Here is a 19,657-nt window from a genome sequence, read left to right as displayed (position 1 = left end):
GGGGCCAGATCAGCTTCAGGGGCTAGAGATGATTCGTTTTGATCAGGTCAGCAAGGTATACAGCGGTGGCCATCAGGCGCTGCAGAAGGTGAACTTTCACCTGCGCAAAGGGGAGATGGGCTTTCTGACCGGTCACTCCGGGGCAGGCAAGAGCACCTTGCTCAAACTCATCAGCGTGATGGAGCGGCCCACAGATGGCCGCGTCTTCTTTCATGGGGAGGATGTGAGCCGGATCCAGCGCCGCCAGATCCCCTATGTGCGCCGTCAAATAGGCATGATCTTCCAGGATCACCGACTGTTGATGGACAGAACCGTGTTCGACAACGTGGCGCTGCCGCTGGTGATCGATGGCTACAGCCATGGGGACATCAACAAGCGGGTCGCGGCGGCCCTGGACAAGGTGGGGCTGCTCGGCAAGGAGCGCTACCAGCCGCGCATGCTCTCCGGGGGGGAGCAGCAACGGGTCGGTATCGCTCGCGCCATCGTCAACAAACCACCGCTGCTGCTGGCCGATGAACCGACCGGCAACCTGGATCCGCAACTCTCCATGGACATCATGCGCCTGTTCGAGGAGTTCAACAGCTTCGGGGTCTCTGTGCTCATCGCCACCCATGATCTCGGGCTCATCGCCCGCATGCGTTATCGCACCTTCACGCTCAAGGCGGGACGAATGCACTCCCAGCAGGAGGATTACTGATGGCTATCGTGCGTCACAAGCAGCCCCTGCTGCGCCGCTTCGTCATGTATTGGGTCGATCACCTGCGCCAGGCGTTAGCGAGTCTGGGCGAGCTGTGGCGTAACCCGCTCGCCTCCCTGATGACCCTGGCCGTGCTTGGTGTGAGCCTGGCGCTGCCCTCCTGCTTCCATGTGCTGCTCAAGAATGCCGAGCTGGTGGAGGGCAATTGGCAGAACAGCTCGCAGATCTCCCTTTACCTGCGCAAAGAGTTGCCGGAGCAGAACATTCAGGAGCTCAAGCAGCGCATTCAGCTCTACCCCGAGGTGGAGTCGGTGACCTACATGAACCGGGATGAGGCGCTCAAGGAGTTTCGCGAGATCTCGGGCTTTGGCGATGCCCTCGACTATCTGGACAGCAACCCGCTGCCACCTGTCTTGAGCGTGATCCCGGATCCGCGCTGGCAGAACCCGGACGGGGCGGCCGAGCTGCTCGCCAAGCTGGAGAATGAACCCGGTATCGAACAGGGCAAGCTGGACTTGCAGTGGCTGACCCGCTTGCAGGGCATCATGAACCTGCTGCGCCACACCATCACCGGCATTGCGGTGCTGCTGCTCTCCGCCGTGCTGCTCATCGTCGGCAACACCTTGCGGTTGAATATCCTCAACCAGCGATCCGAGATCGAAGTGCTCAAGCTGGTGGGGGCGACCGATGCCTTCATCCACAGACCCTTCCTCTATACCGGCATCTGGTACGGCGTCATCGGCGGCATGCTGGCCTGGTGGCTGACCGAGGTGATGGTGATCTGGAGCGAGGGGGTGGTCAAGGAGCTGGCCGGTCTCTACAACAGCCATTTCCGCCTGGTCGGCATGGGCGGGGTAGACGGTATCAACCTGATACTGCTCGGGGCACTGCTTGGACTCATCGCTTCCTGGTTTTCGGTCCACCGTCACATTCGTGATATCGAGCCTTCTTGACCCATTTTTAGACAAGACTCGCTGGATTTTGCGAGCTGGATCAAGTAAAAAAGTGACCCTTTCTGGCACAGGAGGCGTTCAGCGAGTAATCTGGACGTCAATGATCGCCAGGATCTTCTCAAGATCCGTGGAACCTTTTTGAAGTGACGCAGTCTTAAAATCGAACTTATACGGGTGTGGCGTAAGACCCCCGCTCGTCAGACTTGGCAAGCATGTGAAGGTTGCGAGCTCCGCAACAATGGACTTAGCATGCTACTTTTCGGGGGTCCTTCACTGTGACCCCCTTTTTTTGGCTGTTCATTTTTGATTCATCCCGCATTCCTAATATGTGTCGGGTTCTGACTTGGTTCAGTACTTGATTCAGGCCGCAGAATAGTCGTCGCTTTCTAGACAGCCTCGGTGAGGATGCTAGACTGGCGCGACTGAAGAGTAAGAGGTAAAAGATGGGAACTTCATTGCAACGCACTATGGCCCTTATCCCCCAAGGCAGTCTGGAAGGTTATGTCCAGGCCGTTAACGCTATCCCCGTGCTCAGCGCGGAAGAGGAGCGTGAGCTGGCGATGCGGTTGCAGCAGGGTGGCGATCTCGAGGCTGCCCGTCAGCTGGTCATGTCGCATCTGCGCTTTGTTGTTCACGTTGCCAAGAGTTATGCCGGCTACGGTCTGCCCCAGGCAGACCTGGTACAGGAAGGCAACATAGGTCTGATGAAGGCGGTCAAGCGCTTCGACCCCAGTGTCGGCGTGCGCCTGGTCTCTTTCGCCGTGCATTGGATCAAGGCCGAAATTCACGAATACGTGCTGCGTAACTGGCGCATGGTCAAGGTGGCCACCACCAAGGCCCAGCGCAAGCTGTTCTTCAACCTGCGCAAATCCAAGAAGCGTCTGGGCTGGTTCAGTCATGATGAGGCGCGGGTTGTCGCCGATGAGCTGGGTGTCTCGGTCAGCGACGTGACCGAGATGGAAGCGCGGATGAGCAACTACGATCAGGCGTTTGACCTGGTCGGTGACGAAGATGACGAAGCTGGCTTCGCCCCCGTTCACTATCTGGAAGACAAGTCCTCCGACTTGGCCGCGACCATAGAGAACGACAACTGGGACAAACATGCCACCCGTCGTCTGAGTGCGGCCATGGCGACCCTGGACGAGCGTAGCCAGCACATCATTCGTGCACGCTGGCTGGATGATGACAACAAGACCACGCTGCAAGAGCTGGCCGACAGCTATGGTGTTTCCGCCGAGCGGATCCGTCAGCTTGAGAAGAACGCCCTCAAGAAGCTGAAAGACGCCATGGTGGCGTGATGCTTCATCGACAAAACAGGGCCTGATGGCCCTGTTTTTGTTTCGAGAGCATCTGGTCGGCCTTGCCTTGGTTACCCTTGTGTATGTTATGTTGCCGCCACTGCCACAGTAGGGAGAGCAGATAGTGAAACTGTTGAACGACCTGTTTACCAACAACCGCGAGTGGGCGGAGCGGATCAAGGCCGAGGATCCGAATTTCTTCGCTACCCTCTCCGCCCAGCAGGCCCCCGAATACCTCTGGATCGGTTGCTCCGACAGCCGGGTACCCGCCAACCAGCTGATGGGACTGCTGCCGGGAGACGTCTTCGTCCACCGCAACGTCGCCAACCTGGTGGTGCACACCGACTTCAACTGCCTCTCGGTGCTGCAATATGCGGTCGAGGTGCTCAAGGTGAAGCACATCATCATCTGCGGCCACTATGGCTGCGGTGGCGTCAAGGCGGCGATGCAGAACCAGGAGCTGGGCCTCATCGACAACTGGCTGCGCAACATCAAAGACGTCTACTTCAAGTACGGCGAAGAGCTCGAGGCCATCGAGGATGAGCACGAGCGGTTCGACTACCTGTGCGAGCTGAACGTGGCCGAGCAGGTCGCCAACGTCTGCTACACCACCATCATCCAGAACGCCTGGCGCAAGGGTCAGGAGCTGGCGGTGCATGGCTGGATCTACGGCATCAAGGATGGTCTGCTGCACGATCTCGATCTCTGCATCAGCGGGCCGGATCAGATCCCCGATGTCTATCGCGCCTGGCCGGACAAGCGTCCGCCCCATCGCCGTCGCTGAGGACGCTGCCGTTGGCCCCCGCGCTCTATTTGCAGATCAAGCAACACGTGCTCGACGGCATTCGCTCGCGCCACTACGAGGCGGGAGACAGGATCCCGACCGAGGCCGCCTTGTGCGAGCAGTTTGCCGTGAGCCGGATGACGGTCAACAAGGCGCTGCGCGAACTGGTGGCCGAGGGTTGGCTCAACCGCACCGCAGGCTCCGGCAGCTTCGTGGCAGACAGGCGTACCGAGTCGACCCTGCTCGCCATTCGCAACATAGCGGACGAGATAGCGGAGCAGGGTGCCGAGTACAGCGCCAGGGTGATCCGCCTCGAACGTCAGGCCGCCGATGAGAAGGTGGCGGTGCAGCTGGGTCTGCGAGTCGGTGCCCCCATTTTTCACAGCCTGATCGTCCATCAGGCCGATGGGGAGCCGCTGCAGCTTGAGGAGCGTTTCGTCGATGCCCGGCAGTTGCCCGGTTACGGGGAGCAGGACTTCACGCGCCAGACCCCGAACCGTTACCTGATGGAGGCCTGCCCGCTCTCCGAGATGGAGCACGTGGTCGAGGCGGTGTTGCCGAGTGCGGGGGAGGCGGGGCTCTTGCAGATCCGGGTCGATATTCCCTGTCTGCTGCTCCACAGGCGTACCTGGTCGGAAGGGGCACTGGTCTCCTACGCCCGGTTGCTGTCGCCGGGATCCCGTTACAAGCTGAGATCCCAGACCCGCATGTCCTGAGCCCAAGGCTCGACAACAAGGCCCCTCGTGGGCCTTTGTTGTTTTTGGCCTGGGATCCTGCCGGGATCCAACGGGGATCCCAATGTTTCAAACCTGTTAATTTTTTGTTTTGTCCTTCTCGGTGAACTGGTGTAGATATGTATATACATTTAAGGTCGTCCACGCAGACGACCCACCAGGGTGAGTCAACACTGAGTCAAGACAACAGGGAGAGACAAGATGGAAAGGGAACAGGTCATGGCACCCAGCACGGGGGCCGGTGCGGCCCTCAAGCTGATCATCACCGCTATCATCGGCATCGGCAGCTTCTTCGTGCCCTTCGAGCTGGGGGGCAAGAGCACCATATTGGTGGATCATCTGGCGAGTCAGCTCGTGGCGCAGCGCACCCTGGCGGTCAGCCTGGTGATGGCGCTTATCCTCTACGGCGCCTGCGCGCCTCTGTTTAATGGCAGCTGGCGTGCCCGCCCCATCGACAGGGTGCTGACCGTCTTCAAGCTGCTTGGATTGGGACTGGCGGTGCTCTACCTGACCGGGGTGGGCCCGGCCTGGCTGATGACCCCGGATCGTCTGCCCTTCCTGTTCGACAAGCTGGCGATGACGGTGGGATTGATCGTCCCCATCGGTGCCCTCGCGCTCACCTTCCTGCTTGGCTTCGGCCTGCTGGAGCTGATTGGCGTCTTGATGCAGCCCATCATGCGTCCCCTCTGGCGCACCCCCGGTCACTCCGCCATCGATGCGGTCGCTTCCTTCGTCGGCAGCTACTCGGTCGGTCTGCTCATCACCAACCGGGTCTATCTGGCGGGCAAGTACAGCCTGCGCGAAGCGGCCATCATCGCGACCGGTTTCTCGACGGTGTCGGCGGCCTTCATGATCATCGTCGCCAAGACCCTCAACTTGATGCCCTACTGGAACTTCTACTTCTGGTCGACCCTGGTCATCACCTTCCTGATCACCGCCATCACGGCCCGCATTCCCCCCATCTCGCGCCTCGATGATGCCGGTAGCCAGGACGATCCTCTGCCCGTCGGCATGAATCGCTGGCAGGCGGCCATGGCCGCGGGTCTGAACCAGTCCCGGCAAGCGCCAGCCACCTGGCGACAGTTGCTGGATAACCTGCGTGATGGGGTGCAGATGGCGGCGGCCGTGGTGCCCTCCATCCTTTCGGTGGGGCTGATGGGGCTGTTGCTGGCTCAGCACACCCCCTTGTTCGATGTGATCGGCTGGATCTTCCTGCCCATCACCTGGCTGCTCGACATGAATGAACCCATGGTGGCGGCGCGATCCCTGGCTGCTGGGCTGGCGGAGATGTTCCTGCCTGCCATCCTGCTCAAGGATGCGGATCTGCTGGTGCGCTTCGTGGCGGCCGTGGTGTCGGTCAGCTCAGTGCTGTTCCTGTCTGCCTCCATCCCTTGCATCCTCGCCACCAAGATCCCGCTCGGGGTGGGTCAGTTGCTGGCGATCTGGCTCATTCGTACCTTGCTGGGCCTGCTGCTGGCCGGGGGCGTGGGCCATCTGGCCATCGCCATGGGTTGGCTCGCCTGATTTTAATTGTATATACATATCTGTGTGATATCAGCCCACCCTCAGGTGGGCTTTTTCATGGCTATACTCAAGTAAATCCACTGTTATCAAGATGTGATCTCGTCGCTGTATTTTCTGTTAGAGATCGGCTATAACGTATTGTATATACATTTGTGGGGGCGATATGAACAAGGAACTGTTGAACTGCGAGCGGGTCTGGCTCAACGTATTACCAGCCACCATGCGGCCCGATCTGGCCGATTATGGCCTGCTGGAGCCTCATGCCATCGGCGTGCGGGATGGCGTCATCCAGGCGCTGGTGCCCATGCATGAACTCAAGGGCAGTTTCCCCGCTCACTGGCAGGACATGAAGGGCAAGCTGGTGACGCCGGGCCTTATCGATTGCCATACCCACCTGGTGTTCGCCGGCAGCCGGGCCGAAGAGTTCGAACAGCGCCTCAAAGGGGTGCCCTATGCCGAGATCGCCAAGCGTGGCGGCGGTATCCTCTCCACCGTCAAGGCGACCCGTGCCGCTAGCGAGGATCAGCTCTACGATCTCGCCCTGCCACGGGTGAAGGCGCTGATGCGTGAAGGGGTGACCACGGTCGAGATCAAATCCGGCTATGGCCTGACTCTGGTGGATGAACTCAAGATGCTGCGAGTCGCCCGCCGCCTCGGTCAGTCTCTGCCTATCCGGGTCAAGACCACACTGCTGGCGGCCCATGCCGTGCCCCCCGAATGCAAGGATGATCCTGACTCCTGGGTCGAGACCATCTGCCAGGAGATCATCCCGGCTGCCGCGCAGGCGGGCCTGGCCGATGCGGTGGATGTGTTCTGTGAGCACATCGGCTTCACCTTGGCCCAGACAGAGCAGGTCTATCTCGCCGCCGCCCAGTACGGCCTGCCGGTGAAGGGGCACATGGATCAGCTCTCCAACCTGGGGGGCAGCACCCTCGCCGCCAACTTCGGTGCCCTGTCGGTGGATCACCTCGAGCACCTGGATGCCGACGGCATCCATGCCCTGGCCCATCGCGGCGTGGTCGCTACCCTGCTGCCCACCGCCTTCTATTTCCTCAAGGAGACCAAGTTGCCGCCGATCGAGGCGCTGCGCCGGGCCCATGTGCCCATGGCGGTCTCCTCCGACATCAATCCGGGTACGGCTCCGATTGTTTCCCTGCGCATGGCCATGAACATGGCCTGCACCCTGTTTGGCCTGACCCCCCCCGAGGCCCTGGCCGGAGTGACCCGTCACGCCGCCCGTGCCTTGGGGGAGCAGGAGCGGCTCGGTCAGTTGCGGGTCGGCATGCTGGCGGACTTCGTGGTCTGGAGCTGCACCCATCCCGCCGAGCTCAGTTATCTGGTCGGTGTCGAGCAGCCGGTGTGCCGCGTCGTCAATGGCAAGGAGACTATTCATGGTTGATATGAGCGTCTGGCAGGGTCGTCAGGATCCGGAAGATGGTGAGCTGGCCCTGCGTTGGCACGACCGGGTCCAACCCTGGCAGCCAGGATCCCCCAAGGGCGTCGCGTTGATCGGCTTTGCCTGTGACGAGGGGGTGCGCCGCAACAAGGGCCGCGTCGGCGCCGCCGAGGGGCCCCTGCATATCCGCAAGGCGCTGGCCAATACCGCCTGGCATGGTCGCCGCCCGGCCTGGGATGCGGGGGATGTCGCGTGTCTGGATGGCGAGCTTGAGCTGGCCCACGAGCAGTTGGCCGAACGGGTTGCGGCCTTGCTGGCCGATGGCCAATTCCCCCTGGTACTGGGCGGCGGCCATGAAGTGGCGTTCGGCAGCTGGAGTGGCCTCAACCGCCATCTGGCTGGCCGTGGCCGCGTCGGCATCATCAACTTCGATGCTCACCTGGACTTGCGCCGCAAGGCGCCTCAGGCGAGCTCAGGCACCCCCTTCTTCCAGATCGCCGAGCAGTGCCAACTGCAGGGCACGGCATTTCGCTATGCCTGCCTGGGGGTGGCCGAGACGGCCAACACCCAGGCGCTGTTCGCCCGCGCCGACGATTTGAATGTCTGGATCGTCAAGGATGAAGAGATGACGGAGCGGGAGCTACCTGGCGTGATCCTGGGCCTGGAGGCCTTTATCGCCGAGGTGGATCACCTCTATCTGACCATAGATCTCGACGTGCTGCCCGCAGGCCAGATGCCTGGGGTCAGTGCCCCGGCCGCCCATGGGGTGGCCCTGAATCTGATAGAACCCCTGATCGCCGAGATCCGTGCCAGCGGCAAGCTGCGTCTCGCCGATCTGGCCGAACTGAACCCGAGCCTGGATAGGGACGGCATCAGCGCCCGTGTGGCCGCCCGTCTCATTCACCAATTAACAAGATAAGCGGGCCGAGCCCCACAGTGAACAAGGAGAGTCAAATGTCTGAGCACAATCAGCAGCAAGAACCGCAGCAGAAGCAGGATCCCCGCCATGATCCCAGCCGGGTCATCCGCGCCGCCCGTGGTACCCAGTTGACCGCCAAGAGCTGGTTGACCGAGGCGCCCCTGCGGATGCTGATGAACAACCTGGATCCGGAAGTGGCCGAGCACCCCCAGTCCCTGGTGGTCTATGGCGGTATCGGCCGCGCCGCCCGCAACTGGGCCTGCTACGACAAGATTGTCGAGGTGCTGACCCGGCTCGAGGACGATCAAACGCTGCTGGTGCAATCGGGCAAGCCGGTCGGGGTGTTCCAGACCCACAAGGACGCGCCCCGGGTGCTGATCGCCAACTCCAACCTGGTGCCCCATTGGGCCAACTGGGAGCACTTCAACGAGCTCGATAGGAAGGGGCTGATGATGTACGGCCAGATGACGGCCGGCTCCTGGATCTACATCGGCACCCAGGGGATAGTGCAGGGCACCTACGAGACCTTCTTCGCGGTGGCCAATCAGCACTTCAACGGCGAGCCTGCGGGGCGCTGGATCCTGACCGGTGGTCTGGGTGGCATGGGCGGTGCCCAGCCCCTGGCCGCTACCATGGCCGGCTTCTCGATGATCGCCGTGGAGTGTGACGAGACCCGCATCGATTTCCGCTTGAAGACCCGCTACGTCGACAAGAAGGCCCACAGCCTGGACGAGGCGCTGGCCATGGTCGAGGCCGCCAAACGCAGCGGCACCGCCGTCTCCGTCGGCCTGCTCGGCAATGCCGCCGATGTGTTCGCCGAGCTGGTGGCCCGTGGCATCACCCCGGACGTGGTGACCGACCAGACCTCGGCTCACGACCCCATTCACGGTTATCTGCCCCAGGGCTGGAGCGTCGCCCAGTGGCGTGAGCTGCAAAAATCCGCGCCTCAGGAAGTGAACCAGGCCGCCCGCCACTCCATGGCCCGCCAGGTGGAGGCCATGCTGACCCTGCAAAGCCGTGGCGCCGCCACCCTCGATTACGGCAACAACATCCGCCAGGTGGCGCTGGATGAAGGGGTATCGAGCGCCTTCGACTTCCCCGGCTTCGTGCCAGCTTACATTCGCCCGCTGTTCTGCCAGGGCATAGGCCCCTTCCGCTGGGTGGCGCTGTCTGGCGATCCGGAGGACATCTACAAAACCGACCAGAAGGTCAAAGAGTTGATCCCGGACGATGCGCACCTGCACAACTGGCTCGACATGGCCCGTGAGCGCATCGCCTTCCAGGGCCTGCCGGCGCGGATCTGCTGGGTTGGGGTCAAGGATCGGGTGCGACTCGGTCTGGCCTTCAACGAGATGGTGAAAAATGGTGAGCTGAAAGCCCCCATCGTCATCGGTCGCGATCACCTGGATTCCGGCTCGGTGGCGAGCCCGAACCGGGAGACCGAATCCATGATGGATGGCTCGGACGCTGTCTCCGACTGGCCGCTGCTCAACGCCCTGCTCAACACCGCCGGTGGCGCGACCTGGGTCTCCCTGCACCACGGTGGCGGGGTCGGCATGGGCTTCTCCCAGCACTCCGGGGTGGTCATCGTCTGTGATGGCACGGATGATGCCGCCAAGCGGGTTGGCCGCGTGCTGCGCAACGACCCGGCCACCGGCGTGATGCGTCATGCGGACGCGGGCTACGAGATTGCCATCGATTGTGCCTTCGATGCGAAACTGGATCTGCCCATGCTCGAGTCGCAGGGTTCCCACACTGGTGAGGTGAAATAAGATGTTTGCATTGACTGTGAAACCGGGCGAACTGGATCTCGCCACCCTGCGCCGCGTCAGCCGCGAGCCGGTGTGCCTCTCGTTGGATGAGAGCGCCATTCCTGGCATTCGCGCCTCCGCCGAGGTGGTGACCCGGGTGATAGAGCAAAACCGCGTCGTCTACGGCATCAACACCGGCTTTGGCCTGCTGGCCAATACCCGCATTCCGGTGGAGCAGCTCGACGAGCTGCAACGCTCCATAGTGCTCTCCCATGCAGCCGGTATCGGCACCTACATGGATGACGCCACGGTGCGATTGATGATGGTGCTCAAGGTGAACTCCCTGGCCCGCGGCTTCTCCGGCATCCGGCTGGAGGTGCTCAATGCCCTGATCACCCTGATCAATGCCGAAGTCTATCCTGTGGTGCCCAAAAAAGGCTCCGTCGGCGCCTCCGGCGATCTGGCCCCCCTGGCCCACATGAGCTGCTTGCTCATCGGTGAGGGCAAGGCACGCCACAAGGGTGAGCTGATGGATGCCGCCACGGCCCTGAACATTGCCGGTCTCGAGCCTATTTCATTGGCGCCAAAAGAGGGGCTGGCGCTGCTCAATGGCACCCAGGCCAGCACGGCCTTCGCGCTGGAGGGGCTGTTCCACGCCGAGGATCTGTTTGCCGGTGCCATCACTATCGGCGCCATGAGCGTCGAAGCGGCGCTGGGCAGTCGTCGTCCGTTTGATGCCCGCATCCATGCGGTGCGCGGTCAGCGCGGCCAGATCGATGCGGCCAGCTGTTATCGCCAGCTGCTGGTGGACGGCAGCGAGATCGGCATGTCCCATCACAACTGCGAGAAGGTGCAGGATCCTTACTCCCTGCGCTGTCAGCCTCAGGTGATGGGTGCCTGCCTGACCCAGATCCGTCAGGCCGCCGAGGTACTGGTGTGCGAGGCCAATGCGGTCTCCGACAACCCGCTGGTGTTCGCCGAGGATGAGGAGATCCTCTCCGGCGGCAACTTCCACGCAGAACCCGTGGCTTTTGCCGCCGACAACCTGGCCCTGGCCATCGCCGAGATCGGGTCGCTCTCCGAGCGCCGGATGGCGCTGCTGATCGATTCGCGCATGTCGGGTCTGCCGGCGTTTTTGGTCAACAACGGCGGCGTCAACTCCGGCTTCATGATCGCCCAGGTCACCTCGGCGGCGCTCGCCTCCGAGAACAAGAGCCTGGCTCATCCTGCCTCGGTGGACAGCCTGCCCACCTCCGCCAACCAGGAAGATCACGTCTCCATGGCCACCTTCGCCGCGCGACGCCTGACCGACATGGCGGAGAACACCCGCGGCATCCTGGCGGTCGAGCTGCTCGCCGCCGCCCAGGGGCTGGACTTCCGCGCCCCCCTGCGCAGCACAGAGCTCATCGAGCTGGCCAAGGGTCGCCTGCGCAGCCAGGTCAGCTTCTATGACAAGGACAGATACTTCTCGCCGGACATCGAAGCCGCCGCCGCCCTGCTGGGGGCCGCCAGCTACAACGATCTGATCCCGGCCGGTATTTTGCCGAGCCTGTAAGCTGCTATTTCCGCAAGAGAACTTTCGTCAAGAAAGCAAAAAGAGCGCCACCAGGCGCTCTTTTTTCGTCTCAAAAACAGTGCCTGTCAGGAGGGCTCGAACATCAAGAACAGATAGACCACAAAGAGCACCAAGTGAGTGGCACCGTGCAACACATTGGTGCGACCGCTGCTGAAGGTCACTTTGCAGACCATGAGCGTGGTGGCGAGCAGCACCATGTTGGCGCCGGAGAGGCCCAGGCGCACCTCCTGCCCCATCAGGGCGCCGATAAACAGCACGGCGGGTACCGTCAGGGCGATGGTGGCCAGCACGGATCCGAAATAGAGGTTCATGGCGCGTTGCAGCTGGTTGTTGAAGGCCGCCTTGATGGCACCGACCGCCTCGGGGGAGAGCACGATACAGGCGACGATAAAACCGCCGAGGGCGGGCGGAGCCGACATCACCTGTACCCCATGGTTGATGGGAATGGCCAGGGTCTTGGCCAGCAGGATCACCACCACCAGGTAGGCGAGCAGCAGCAGGGTGTGATAGACGTTGCTGCGCAGTATGCCGTGGTGCTCCTCATGATCTTCATGATCGCTGTCGACGAAGAAGTGGCTATGGCTGCGGGTCTGGATCAGCAGGAAGACGCCGTAGAGCAGGATGGAGATGATGATTAGCATCCAGGACATGGCGCTGGACATGCTGCCTTGGGTGCCGCCTTGGGTAAAGTTGGGCAGCACCAGACAGAGCAGCGCCAGCGGTATGATGGCGACCAGATAGGATTTCACTCCATCCAGATTGAAATTCTGGGTGTGATAGCGCCAGCCGCCAAACAGCAGGGTGAAGCCCACCAGGCCGTTTATCACCAGCATCACCACGGCAAACATGGTGTCGCGGGCCATCACAGGGTTGGGATCGCCGGTCAGCATCACGGAGGAGATCATCACCACTTCCAGAGAGATGACCGACAGGGTCAGGATCAGGGTGCCGAAGGGCTCACCCAGCTTGATGGCCAGGGCATCCGAGTGGCGCACCACCGAGAAGATGGCCCAGGTGACGATGGCGAGCAGGGCTAGTGACACCGGCAGGTAGATCGCGAGCGGAGTCGCTTCTGTCAGCAGGTCGCTGCCTAACGTCTTGAAGAAAACCAGGGTGAGCAGACCAGCGGGCAGGGCAATCTCTTGTCGGATAAATGACTTCATAGGCGGTAATTCTCATCTCAGGGCGGCGTTTGCCGACGGGGACCAATCCGCCATGGGCCATGGCGGATTGGTCAATGATAAAGGCTGGTGCCTGATCCGGGGAAAATCATTTGGCTAGCGTCCGTCATCGGGTGTCGGAGGACTAGCGGGGAGAGCAGTAATGATGAGGAGATGCCTACGCCAACATGGCGTTTTGGCGCACAGGAGAGGCGTGATCAAAAACACCGGCTGATGCCGGTGTCGGGGAATAGCGAAATCTGTACAAAAAGAGTCGTTTCATGTGCATGAAATGACAGATAATTGTTTACCATTCTGAATGACCGATATCTCATCTTTACTAGGCGATACATTGTATGTCGTATTTTTATTTTTAAAGCTAAATATATCGCCCATCAATGAAAAGTTATTAATAGATAGTTCCCGCCCCTGTCTTCCATAATTATATGTTATATCCCCTGAAAAAGGGGAGTAACATAAATTAAGGTTTTTTCCTGATTTTGTTTTGCAATAATAGAATACACTTTCTGTACTATCACAAATTTTGTTTCCAGTACTCTCTGATAGTGCATCAATTTCGATGTATCTCATATCATGATATAAATCTGGCACATTATCACTTGCCACATTAAAAGGAAGATTGATTATTCTGCTTATTACTGCGGCGTCCTCACTTGCTACCCCTTCCAAATTTATGTTGGAAAGTTTATCACCTTTATTAATTTCACCTACACCACTTACTCTCTCCTCACCAGAGCTTGTTGTAATAGATGCATTACCAATGTAACGGAATTCATCACCGCTTTTGAAATAGTAGATTGTTTTTAGTCTTGGTCTATCGGCAGGGACAGTTATCTTTATAAGTCCCTTATTGTTTATTCTCTTGCATGAGCTGTTCTCTGCGCTAAACGGAACTGTGAGCGCCAGCTTACTACTGTGATATTTTATTGAGAGAACACTAATGGGTTCACCATTTTCTAACTTGGTGTCAACTTGATGAGAGAGCTCACTCAGACATACCTCATCAGCATATGCCCATGCAGGTACGAGACCATAAAACGCCAACAGAAAACACTTCGATAAGTTATTCATCAACTGACTCCAGATCTTTTTTGCTTTCCTAACAATTGAACCATCTTTGTTTTTATATTCTTCTGTGGTCTTGAAAAAGTCAGTCTCGACAAGGCATTGAGCCAAGAAATTTATTTTATCAAGACATGTAGAGACACCAAAGAAATTCATTGAAGAATTAAGTTCTTTGAGAAGGATTTCTGCAGAAATACCAATGACACCGGTATATCCTGACCTGGAAAACAAGTTTTTCACTGAAGATTTTCCTTCGATTGCAATTTCCAGGTGTTTCAGCTCAATATCTCGTCCACACAAATACTGATTGCCTTTCTGAGGAGAGAATGTTAGTGAGTGAAAGTGCCACAGATCCGGGCCGAGCTTTAATTTGGCTGCACTCTGCATCCATTCCAGGCTGTCGATGCGTTGTTTCTCATTATCAACCAGCTTGTCGAATTCCGGTAGACCCACTTCCGCCATCAATTTATCCAGCCACTGGTAGCTGGGCGAGGCTGATTTCTCGTACCACTCGCTCGGATGTTTGACGACCAGCTTCTGGATAGTCTCCGCCTTGGCCTTGTCTTGCAGGATCTTATGGACATCGGCGCTAGTCCATTCTCCCTCGCGCTTGGGATCAATCGCCTTTGCCAGTGTCAGGTGATAACTAGACCTGCACATACCATCAATATGGGAAATTAAATCTGTTATTCCTTATTGCTTCATCATTAACATCCAAAATGGCATTGCTAGGTATGTTTTTTTCCCCAAAAGAGTTGCTTGTACATATTTTGTTATGATCTATTTTTTCGTTTCCTTTTTTTACTGTAAGAAATGCCTTTGCATTCAATGTTTCTTGTGGAATCCCAAACGAATAAGCGTAATCGCCACGCTTAAAACCAAGGTACACAGTATAAGTAGCCAAGTCCGTCCAACGTTGGATTTTATTATCTTTATTGAAATCAAGCTCTAGTTCAATATTTCTTGCTGTTCCAAACCTGTAGGATACAACATCGCTATTTTTTTTAGTACAAAATGAAAACAATCTTTTCTTGGGCTCATTTAATTGACATGCAGCAATTTCAATTTCGTCGGAGGAACACAGATTAGCCTCTGTACCATTTACATGGGAAGATAATAGTACAGACGATGCAAGTATTAAAATATGAGTTTTTTTCATTTTAAAATCTTCTCAATTAATTTATAGGCTTCTTTTCTTTCAGATAAACCCATATCGCCGCCATTGACTCTTTGGGTTACACCAGGCACATCAGAAAGTCCCTTACTATTATCACGTAAATATACCTTGTATTTTAGCCAGAACCAAAGTGCGCTTCTAATTGCTGTTGGCATGGCATTTATTAAAGAAGGGTTGTTTACCGTGTCTGGTATTGGGCCAGACCAATAGTTGTTATAATCAGTTTTGAATCCATTGTATTTTTCATAACCAGTGATCTGAATAAGGCCTCGCCCCCTAAAGTTATAACCATCATCGGGGTGAGATGCTCTATTTCCATTTAGTTTTTGAAAGTGTTTTCTGCCAATAGCATGTTGATCTGCTCTTCGAGTTATTATTCCTTTCGAATTCTTTTCATAACCATCTTCCTCTGATTCTTTTACATGTACTTTGTAGTAGCTACTGAATGAACGAAGTACTGCAGGGGAATACTCCCAACTTTCAGTTTCACCAAGCATATCCTCACCAACTTCGCCTTTAATTTGAGAGAAGAAATGTCTTTGTTTCGTCCTAGTATTCAGTTCAAACTCATCAAGCCTGCCATTTACTTCATATATCACAGACTCAATGTCACTTTTATTAGCTAATGGGAAAATGGCTTTAAGTTGGTCATATGAAATTGCTAAAGCATGTTCACTTTTCATAATAGGAAGCAGTGGGTAAATATGCCACAGATCCGGGCCGAGCTTTAATTTGGCGGCACTCTGCATCCATTCCAGGCTATCGATGCGTTGTTTCTCATGATCAACCAGCTTGTCGAATTCCGGCAGACCCACTTCCGCCATCAATTTATCCAGCCACTGGTAGCTGGGCGAGGCTGATTTCTCGTACCACTCGCTCGGATGTTTGACGATCAGCTTCTGGATAGTCTCCGCCTTGGCCTTGTCGTGCAGGATCTTATGGACATCGGCGCTAGTCCATTCCCCCTCGCGCTTGGGATCAATCGCCTTTGCCAGTGTCAGGAAAAAGGGGGAGGGGGCCTCAGGAGCCAGGTGGCCGTCCGAGCCGCTGCCATCAACCTGCTGAAAGCCAATTTTGAGCCAGTCATGCTGACTCAGCATCTCCACCTTGCTCTGTTGCACAAATAGCCCTGTCGTCACCTCTATCCAGTCGATATCGGCATTATCTTTTGCTTGCTTGGGGGAGTCGAGCAGAACTTCCTGACTCAGGGTTTCGGTCGGGGTGAAGCTGACAGCATTGGCTTGCTGCGATTTTTTGGCGAGAGTGAGGCCTGCGGGCACCTTGGCATAACTGGCGCCACCTTTGGTCTGGGCCTTGTTGGCGAGTACATCGGCCAGCTTGGGATCCTGGCTGAAGACTTCCAGATGCAGCTGATGGATGCTCTTTTTTGCATCTCTTTCTACCAGGCTGGTTGGGGTTTCGACCAGACCCAGATAGCCAATGGTGTCACCAGCCGCTATGGGCAGCGGACTGGGCAGCACATAGAGCTCACCCAGGTGGCTGGCCGACTTGTTTTGCACCTTGATATATTCATCTTCGACGCAGACCCAAGCCATGCCGCACAGAGCGGCTGAGCCGCCTTGAATCGCTGGGGTCTCGAAGGAGCAGCGCGCCATCTTGCGTGATTTGCCGTTGCTCTGCTGGAACTCCTGTTGATGCGCATCGAAGCGGATGCGGGTGCCAGCGGGCAGAGAGACGGAGTGTGCCCCTGACTTGGGCAACTCGCCAGCTTCACCCGGTATGGGATCGGCGCGACCTGCCATGGCGGTGGCCAGCTCGGCCTCCACCTGGTCATAGAGCCAGTTGGGTAGCTGAGGTTTGATGGTTGCCACCGTCTTCTCATCCATGGCAAGCCAGACATTATCACCCTGAGCCGCCAACATCTGCTGACTCTGCCTGCCCGGGCTCAGCACCTTGACCAGGACAAAGTCGTAATCCGTTTTTCCCAGGGTTCCCCGTTTGGTTGGCGTGCCTGCCACCCGTTCGAATTCTGTACCTGCGGGCAGGGTCAGGGAGGGCAGCTGCTCGTCAGACAACAGCTCCTCTGGCGTTGGATGCAGATGAGGCACAGAGTTGCGCACATTACGCCCCACTTTCAGGACCAGCTTGTCCCCTTGCTGATGGTGATCCCAGGGCAACAGATGCATATAGAGGGAGTAAAACGTAAATTCGTTTTTCTCCTTCGTATCAGGGTTGGTTTCACAATAAGCGTGCTCGACCAGACAGAAACAGTTGGAATATTTGAGCGTCTGATCCTGAAAGGTGGAGCTGAGGTAGTCCGGCATCATGCGAAAGGCGACGACCCTGCCATCGGCGATGCAGCGCACCGGATGTTTGTCCTTGCACCAGGGCGCCGTCTGTTCACTGATGTGAATGCCGCCATGCCATTTGCTGTGGCCACCCAGCAGATAGTGACCACCCGATTCACCCTTGAGCAGGCCATTGAGCGCCTTGCTATCGGCAAACTCCTTGCCGTCCTGGGTCAGTATGGGAAATACGTACTTCATGGGGGCGAGCTCCACTATTCAGAAAACAAGAAGAAAGCCTTGGGCTTAGGTGGAACCAGCTCCTGCTCCTTGAGCAGGGCTTCCATGCCAAGCTGACTGGGAGGAGGGGGGGTAAACTCGGCTTCCGCAGGTGCGGGAACAGCGGCAACCGGCTTGGGCACCACGGGAGTCTTGCCCGCCCAGCCAGAACCTGATCCGGGACTGCCACCGGCATTGAGCTTGATGCCGGGGCCTGAGAGGGTCACTGCACTGGGATCCACCTTGATGAAGCTGCCACCCCCTTTGAGGGTGATCTCGCTGCCCGCCTCCAGCACCAGCTTGTCGCCGACCTTGATATGCACCTCGGAGCCCGCCTCGACCAGCAGGGATTGCCCCAGCTTCTGATGCATGGCGCCATCGACGCTGAGCGACAGATCGCCCTTGATGTGGTCGCGCTTCTCACCATTCACAGTGAGATGGTCATTGGCCTTGATGCGGGTGACTCGTTCATTGTCGATGTCGCTGTGCTGGTCGTGCTTGATGTGCCAGGCCGCATCGTTCTCTATCAGCACATTGAGGTCTTTCTGACCGTGAATGTAGATCTCCTCCTGCCCGGCCTGGTCTTCGAAGCGCAGCTCGTTGAACCCCTCCCCCTGATGGGTCTCGGTGCGCAGCACGGTGCGGGTCTTGTGGGCAGGCAGCTCGTAGGGGGGCCGGTTGGTGGCGTGGAAGGTGCGACCGGTGACGATGGGCTGGTCGGGGTCCCCTTCCAAAAAGCTGACGATGACTTCGTGGCCGATGCGCGGGATGGCCATCATGCCGTACTGGCCACCGGCCCAGCCCTGGCTGACTCGCACCCAGCAGGAGCTCATGTCATTGGAGCTGCCATAGCGGTCCCAGGGGAACTGCAATTTCACCCGGCCATGCTGGTCGCAGTAAATCTCCTCGCCCTCCGGCCCCACCACGAAGGCGATTTGCGGGCCGTCGACCATGGGCTTGGGGTCGGTATCCAGGCCGAGGCGGGGGCGCCAGCTCTGCTTGGCGCGCACCACGGCAAACTGGTTGTAATAGACGGTGGGCTCGCTGCCGCCCTCCTCTTCCAGGGCCTGGGGCTGCTTGCCGGTGTGCTGGATGCTGACCAGTTGCCAGTCGTCGTTGAGAGCCGCGTTGGGGTGTTCGCTCAAGGCGAAGCGCTGGCCCGGCTGCAGGGCGGCGCAGTTGGACTGACCCCGGCCGGTCACGGCGTCATTGCGCAGGGCATCGAGCCGGTACTGGCTGAACGCCTTGCCGCTGGGGTCGGCCTTGAAGCGGCCCGGGTAGTCAAAATGCTGATAGGCATCCCGTTGATGGTCGAGGGCGCTGCCCACCGCCTGATGGGAGAGGCCATAGGCCGGGGTCTGGAAGCTGTAATCCTTGAGCTCCACATCGCTGGTGCGCACCGATTCGCGATAGTGGAACTGGCGCACATAAGGACCCTGCTCCAGGGAGCGGTTGCCGAGATTGAAGAACAGCTCGGGGCCCGCCACAAGGGCGGCGGCATCGTCGGCGAAGACGATGCGGTGCTTGCCCTGCTCGAACTCGTGGAAGTAGAAGATGCCCTCTTCGGCGGCGAGGCGGTTGACGAAGTCGAGGTCGGATTCCCGGTACTGGACGCAATATTCCCGCTGGCCATGGTCGTTTTTCAGGGCGAAGGCGTAGTCGGTGATGCCCGCCTCCTGCAGCAAGATGCTGATGATTTCATCGGGTTTTTGCGCCTGGAAGATGCGGGCGTTGCGGCGAAGACCAAGGCGCCACAGGGCCGGTTTGACCTCCAGCTGGTAGCGGGTGCGGCGAAAGCCGCTGTCTCCCTGGGCCGCGTCGCTGACCACACCGCTGACCCGGCGCTGCAATTCGCCGTTGTACCAGACCAGCAGCTCGCAGGGCTGGTCGAGCAGGTCGGCGAAGGGGAGATCGGCCTGATGGCTGGCGAGATCGAGCCGCAGGCTGAAGGGGCGACTCAGCTGCTCATCGAGGTTGAACTCGACCAGGGCGAAGGTGGATTCGGGCAAGGTCCCCACCCGGGCGGTGAACTGTAATCCGGTCTGATTGGCCATAGGAACTTAGACTCCCCTTGTAT

15 protein-coding genes are annotated in these 19,657 nt (G+C 58.2%); 10 read left to right on the top strand and 5 right to left on the bottom strand.

Features of this window, described 5'->3' with window-relative positions; all coding sequences use genetic code 11:
* The first annotated feature begins 28 nt into the window (after window positions 1-28).
* The 10 genes from ftsE to hutH all read left to right on the top strand — a co-directional run bounded on the left by ftsE (window position 29) and on the right by hutH (window position 11,611).
* On the top strand, window positions 29-697 hold the full coding sequence (gene ftsE, locus M2367_RS18725) for a cell division ATP-binding protein FtsE (RefSeq protein WP_005892754.1): 669 nt from the start codon (window positions 29-31) through the stop codon (window positions 695-697).
* Complete coding sequence (ftsX, locus tag M2367_RS18720; RefSeq protein WP_259237802.1) at window positions 697-1,650, top strand: permease-like cell division protein FtsX; 954 nt, start codon at window positions 697-699, stop codon at window positions 1,648-1,650. The genes ftsE and ftsX overlap by 1 nt, the downstream gene beginning before the upstream one ends.
* A 443-nt stretch (window positions 1,651-2,093) precedes the next feature.
* The gene (rpoH, locus tag M2367_RS18715; protein WP_042040053.1) at window positions 2,094-2,948 is read left to right on the top strand and encodes an RNA polymerase sigma factor RpoH; all 855 of its coding nucleotides are present in this window, start codon (window positions 2,094-2,096) and stop codon (window positions 2,946-2,948) included.
* Window positions 2,949-3,072: 124 nt separating this feature from the next.
* Window positions 3,073-3,732 carry a carbonate dehydratase gene (gene can, locus M2367_RS18710; RefSeq protein WP_042040052.1) on the top strand — a complete coding sequence of 220 codons (660 nt, stop codon included), beginning with the start codon at window positions 3,073-3,075 and terminating at the stop codon, window positions 3,730-3,732.
* Between the two features lie 11 nt (window positions 3,733-3,743).
* On the top strand, window positions 3,744-4,448 hold the full coding sequence (hutC, locus tag M2367_RS18705) for a histidine utilization repressor (protein WP_259237800.1): 705 nt from the start codon (window positions 3,744-3,746) through the stop codon (window positions 4,446-4,448).
* 219 nt (window positions 4,449-4,667) lie between these two features.
* The gene (locus tag M2367_RS18700) at window positions 4,668-5,990 is read left to right on the top strand and encodes a YjiH family protein (protein ID WP_259237798.1); all 1,323 of its coding nucleotides are present in this window, start codon (window positions 4,668-4,670) and stop codon (window positions 5,988-5,990) included.
* A gap of 163 nt (window positions 5,991-6,153) precedes the next feature.
* Window positions 6,154-7,389, top strand: a complete 1,236-nt coding sequence (gene hutI, locus M2367_RS18695; protein ID WP_259237796.1) for an imidazolonepropionase — start codon at window positions 6,154-6,156, stop codon at window positions 7,387-7,389.
* Window positions 7,382-8,305, top strand: coding sequence for a formimidoylglutamase (hutG, locus tag M2367_RS18690; RefSeq protein WP_224431794.1), 924 nt, complete (start codon window positions 7,382-7,384; stop codon window positions 8,303-8,305). Before hutI ends, hutG begins: the two co-directional genes overlap by 8 nt.
* Window positions 8,306-8,340: 35 nt before the next feature.
* The gene (gene hutU, locus M2367_RS18685) at window positions 8,341-10,077 is read left to right on the top strand and encodes a urocanate hydratase (protein ID WP_259237793.1); all 1,737 of its coding nucleotides are present in this window, start codon (window positions 8,341-8,343) and stop codon (window positions 10,075-10,077) included.
* Window position 10,078: 1 nt separating this feature from the next.
* Window positions 10,079-11,611, top strand: coding sequence for a histidine ammonia-lyase (gene hutH, locus M2367_RS18680; RefSeq protein ID WP_224431796.1), 1,533 nt, complete (start codon window positions 10,079-10,081; stop codon window positions 11,609-11,611).
* Window positions 11,612-11,697: 86 nt separating this feature from the next.
* Here hutH and M2367_RS18675 read toward each other — a convergent pair whose 3' ends face one another.
* From M2367_RS18675 to tssI, 5 genes are all read right to left on the bottom strand, one after another.
* Window positions 11,698-12,795 carry a calcium:proton antiporter gene (locus tag M2367_RS18675; protein ID WP_224431797.1) on the bottom strand — a complete coding sequence of 366 codons (1,098 nt, stop codon included), beginning with the start codon at window positions 12,793-12,795 and terminating at the stop codon, window positions 11,698-11,700.
* A 276-nt stretch (window positions 12,796-13,071) separates the two neighbouring features.
* The gene (locus M2367_RS18670) at window positions 13,072-14,538 is read right to left on the bottom strand and encodes a hypothetical protein (protein WP_259237789.1); all 1,467 of its coding nucleotides are present in this window, start codon (window positions 14,536-14,538) and stop codon (window positions 13,072-13,074) included.
* A gap of 4 nt (window positions 14,539-14,542) precedes the next feature.
* Complete coding sequence (locus tag M2367_RS18665) at window positions 14,543-15,037, bottom strand: hypothetical protein (RefSeq protein WP_259237787.1); 495 nt, start codon at window positions 15,035-15,037, stop codon at window positions 14,543-14,545.
* The gene (locus tag M2367_RS18660; RefSeq protein ID WP_259237785.1) at window positions 15,034-17,562 is read right to left on the bottom strand and encodes a hypothetical protein; all 2,529 of its coding nucleotides are present in this window, start codon (window positions 17,560-17,562) and stop codon (window positions 15,034-15,036) included. The genes M2367_RS18665 and M2367_RS18660 overlap by 4 nt, the downstream gene beginning before the upstream one ends.
* 14 nt (window positions 17,563-17,576) lie before the next feature.
* Window positions 17,577-19,634 carry a type VI secretion system tip protein TssI/VgrG gene (gene tssI, locus M2367_RS18655; protein WP_259237783.1) on the bottom strand — a complete coding sequence of 686 codons (2,058 nt, stop codon included), beginning with the start codon at window positions 19,632-19,634 and terminating at the stop codon, window positions 17,577-17,579.
* Between the last annotated feature and the right edge of the window lie 23 nt (window positions 19,635-19,657).

This window comes from Aeromonas sp. BIGb0445 (assembly GCF_024809075.1).
GTDB lineage: Bacteria > Pseudomonadota > Gammaproteobacteria > Enterobacterales > Aeromonadaceae > Aeromonas > Aeromonas rivuli.
The sequence above is the reverse complement of the archived record's forward strand: the minus strand, read 5'-3'. Positions and strand labels throughout refer to the sequence as shown.

Bases quoted from the DNA above. Each gene is read 5' to 3' on its own strand.
- ftsE (WP_005892754.1), top strand. From the start codon at position 29: ATGATTCGTTTTGATCAGGTCAGCAAGGTATACAGCGGTGGCCATCAG.
- ftsX (WP_259237802.1), top strand. From the start codon at position 697: ATGGCTATCGTGCGTCACAAGCAGCCCCTGCTGCGCCGCTTCGTCATG.
- rpoH (WP_042040053.1), top strand. From the start codon at position 2,094: ATGGGAACTTCATTGCAACGCACTATGGCCCTTATCCCCCAAGGCAGT.
- M2367_RS18700 (WP_259237798.1), top strand. From the start codon at position 4,668: ATGGAAAGGGAACAGGTCATGGCACCCAGCACGGGGGCCGGTGCGGCC.
- hutI (WP_259237796.1), top strand. From the start codon at position 6,154: ATGAACAAGGAACTGTTGAACTGCGAGCGGGTCTGGCTCAACGTATTA.
- hutG (WP_224431794.1), top strand. From the start codon at position 7,382: ATGGTTGATATGAGCGTCTGGCAGGGTCGTCAGGATCCGGAAGATGGT.
- hutU (WP_259237793.1), top strand. From the start codon at position 8,341: ATGTCTGAGCACAATCAGCAGCAAGAACCGCAGCAGAAGCAGGATCCC.
- hutH (WP_224431796.1), top strand. From the start codon at position 10,079: ATGTTTGCATTGACTGTGAAACCGGGCGAACTGGATCTCGCCACCCTG.
- M2367_RS18675 (WP_224431797.1), bottom strand. From the start codon at position 12,795: ATGAAGTCATTTATCCGACAAGAGATTGCCCTGCCCGCTGGTCTGCTC.
- M2367_RS18670 (WP_259237789.1), bottom strand. From the start codon at position 14,538: ATGTGCAGGTCTAGTTATCACCTGACACTGGCAAAGGCGATTGATCCC.
- M2367_RS18665 (WP_259237787.1), bottom strand. From the start codon at position 15,037: ATGAAAAAAACTCATATTTTAATACTTGCATCGTCTGTACTATTATCT.
- M2367_RS18660 (WP_259237785.1), bottom strand. From the start codon at position 17,562: ATGAAGTACGTATTTCCCATACTGACCCAGGACGGCAAGGAGTTTGCC.
- tssI (WP_259237783.1), bottom strand. From the start codon at position 19,634: ATGGCCAATCAGACCGGATTACAGTTCACCGCCCGGGTGGGGACCTTG.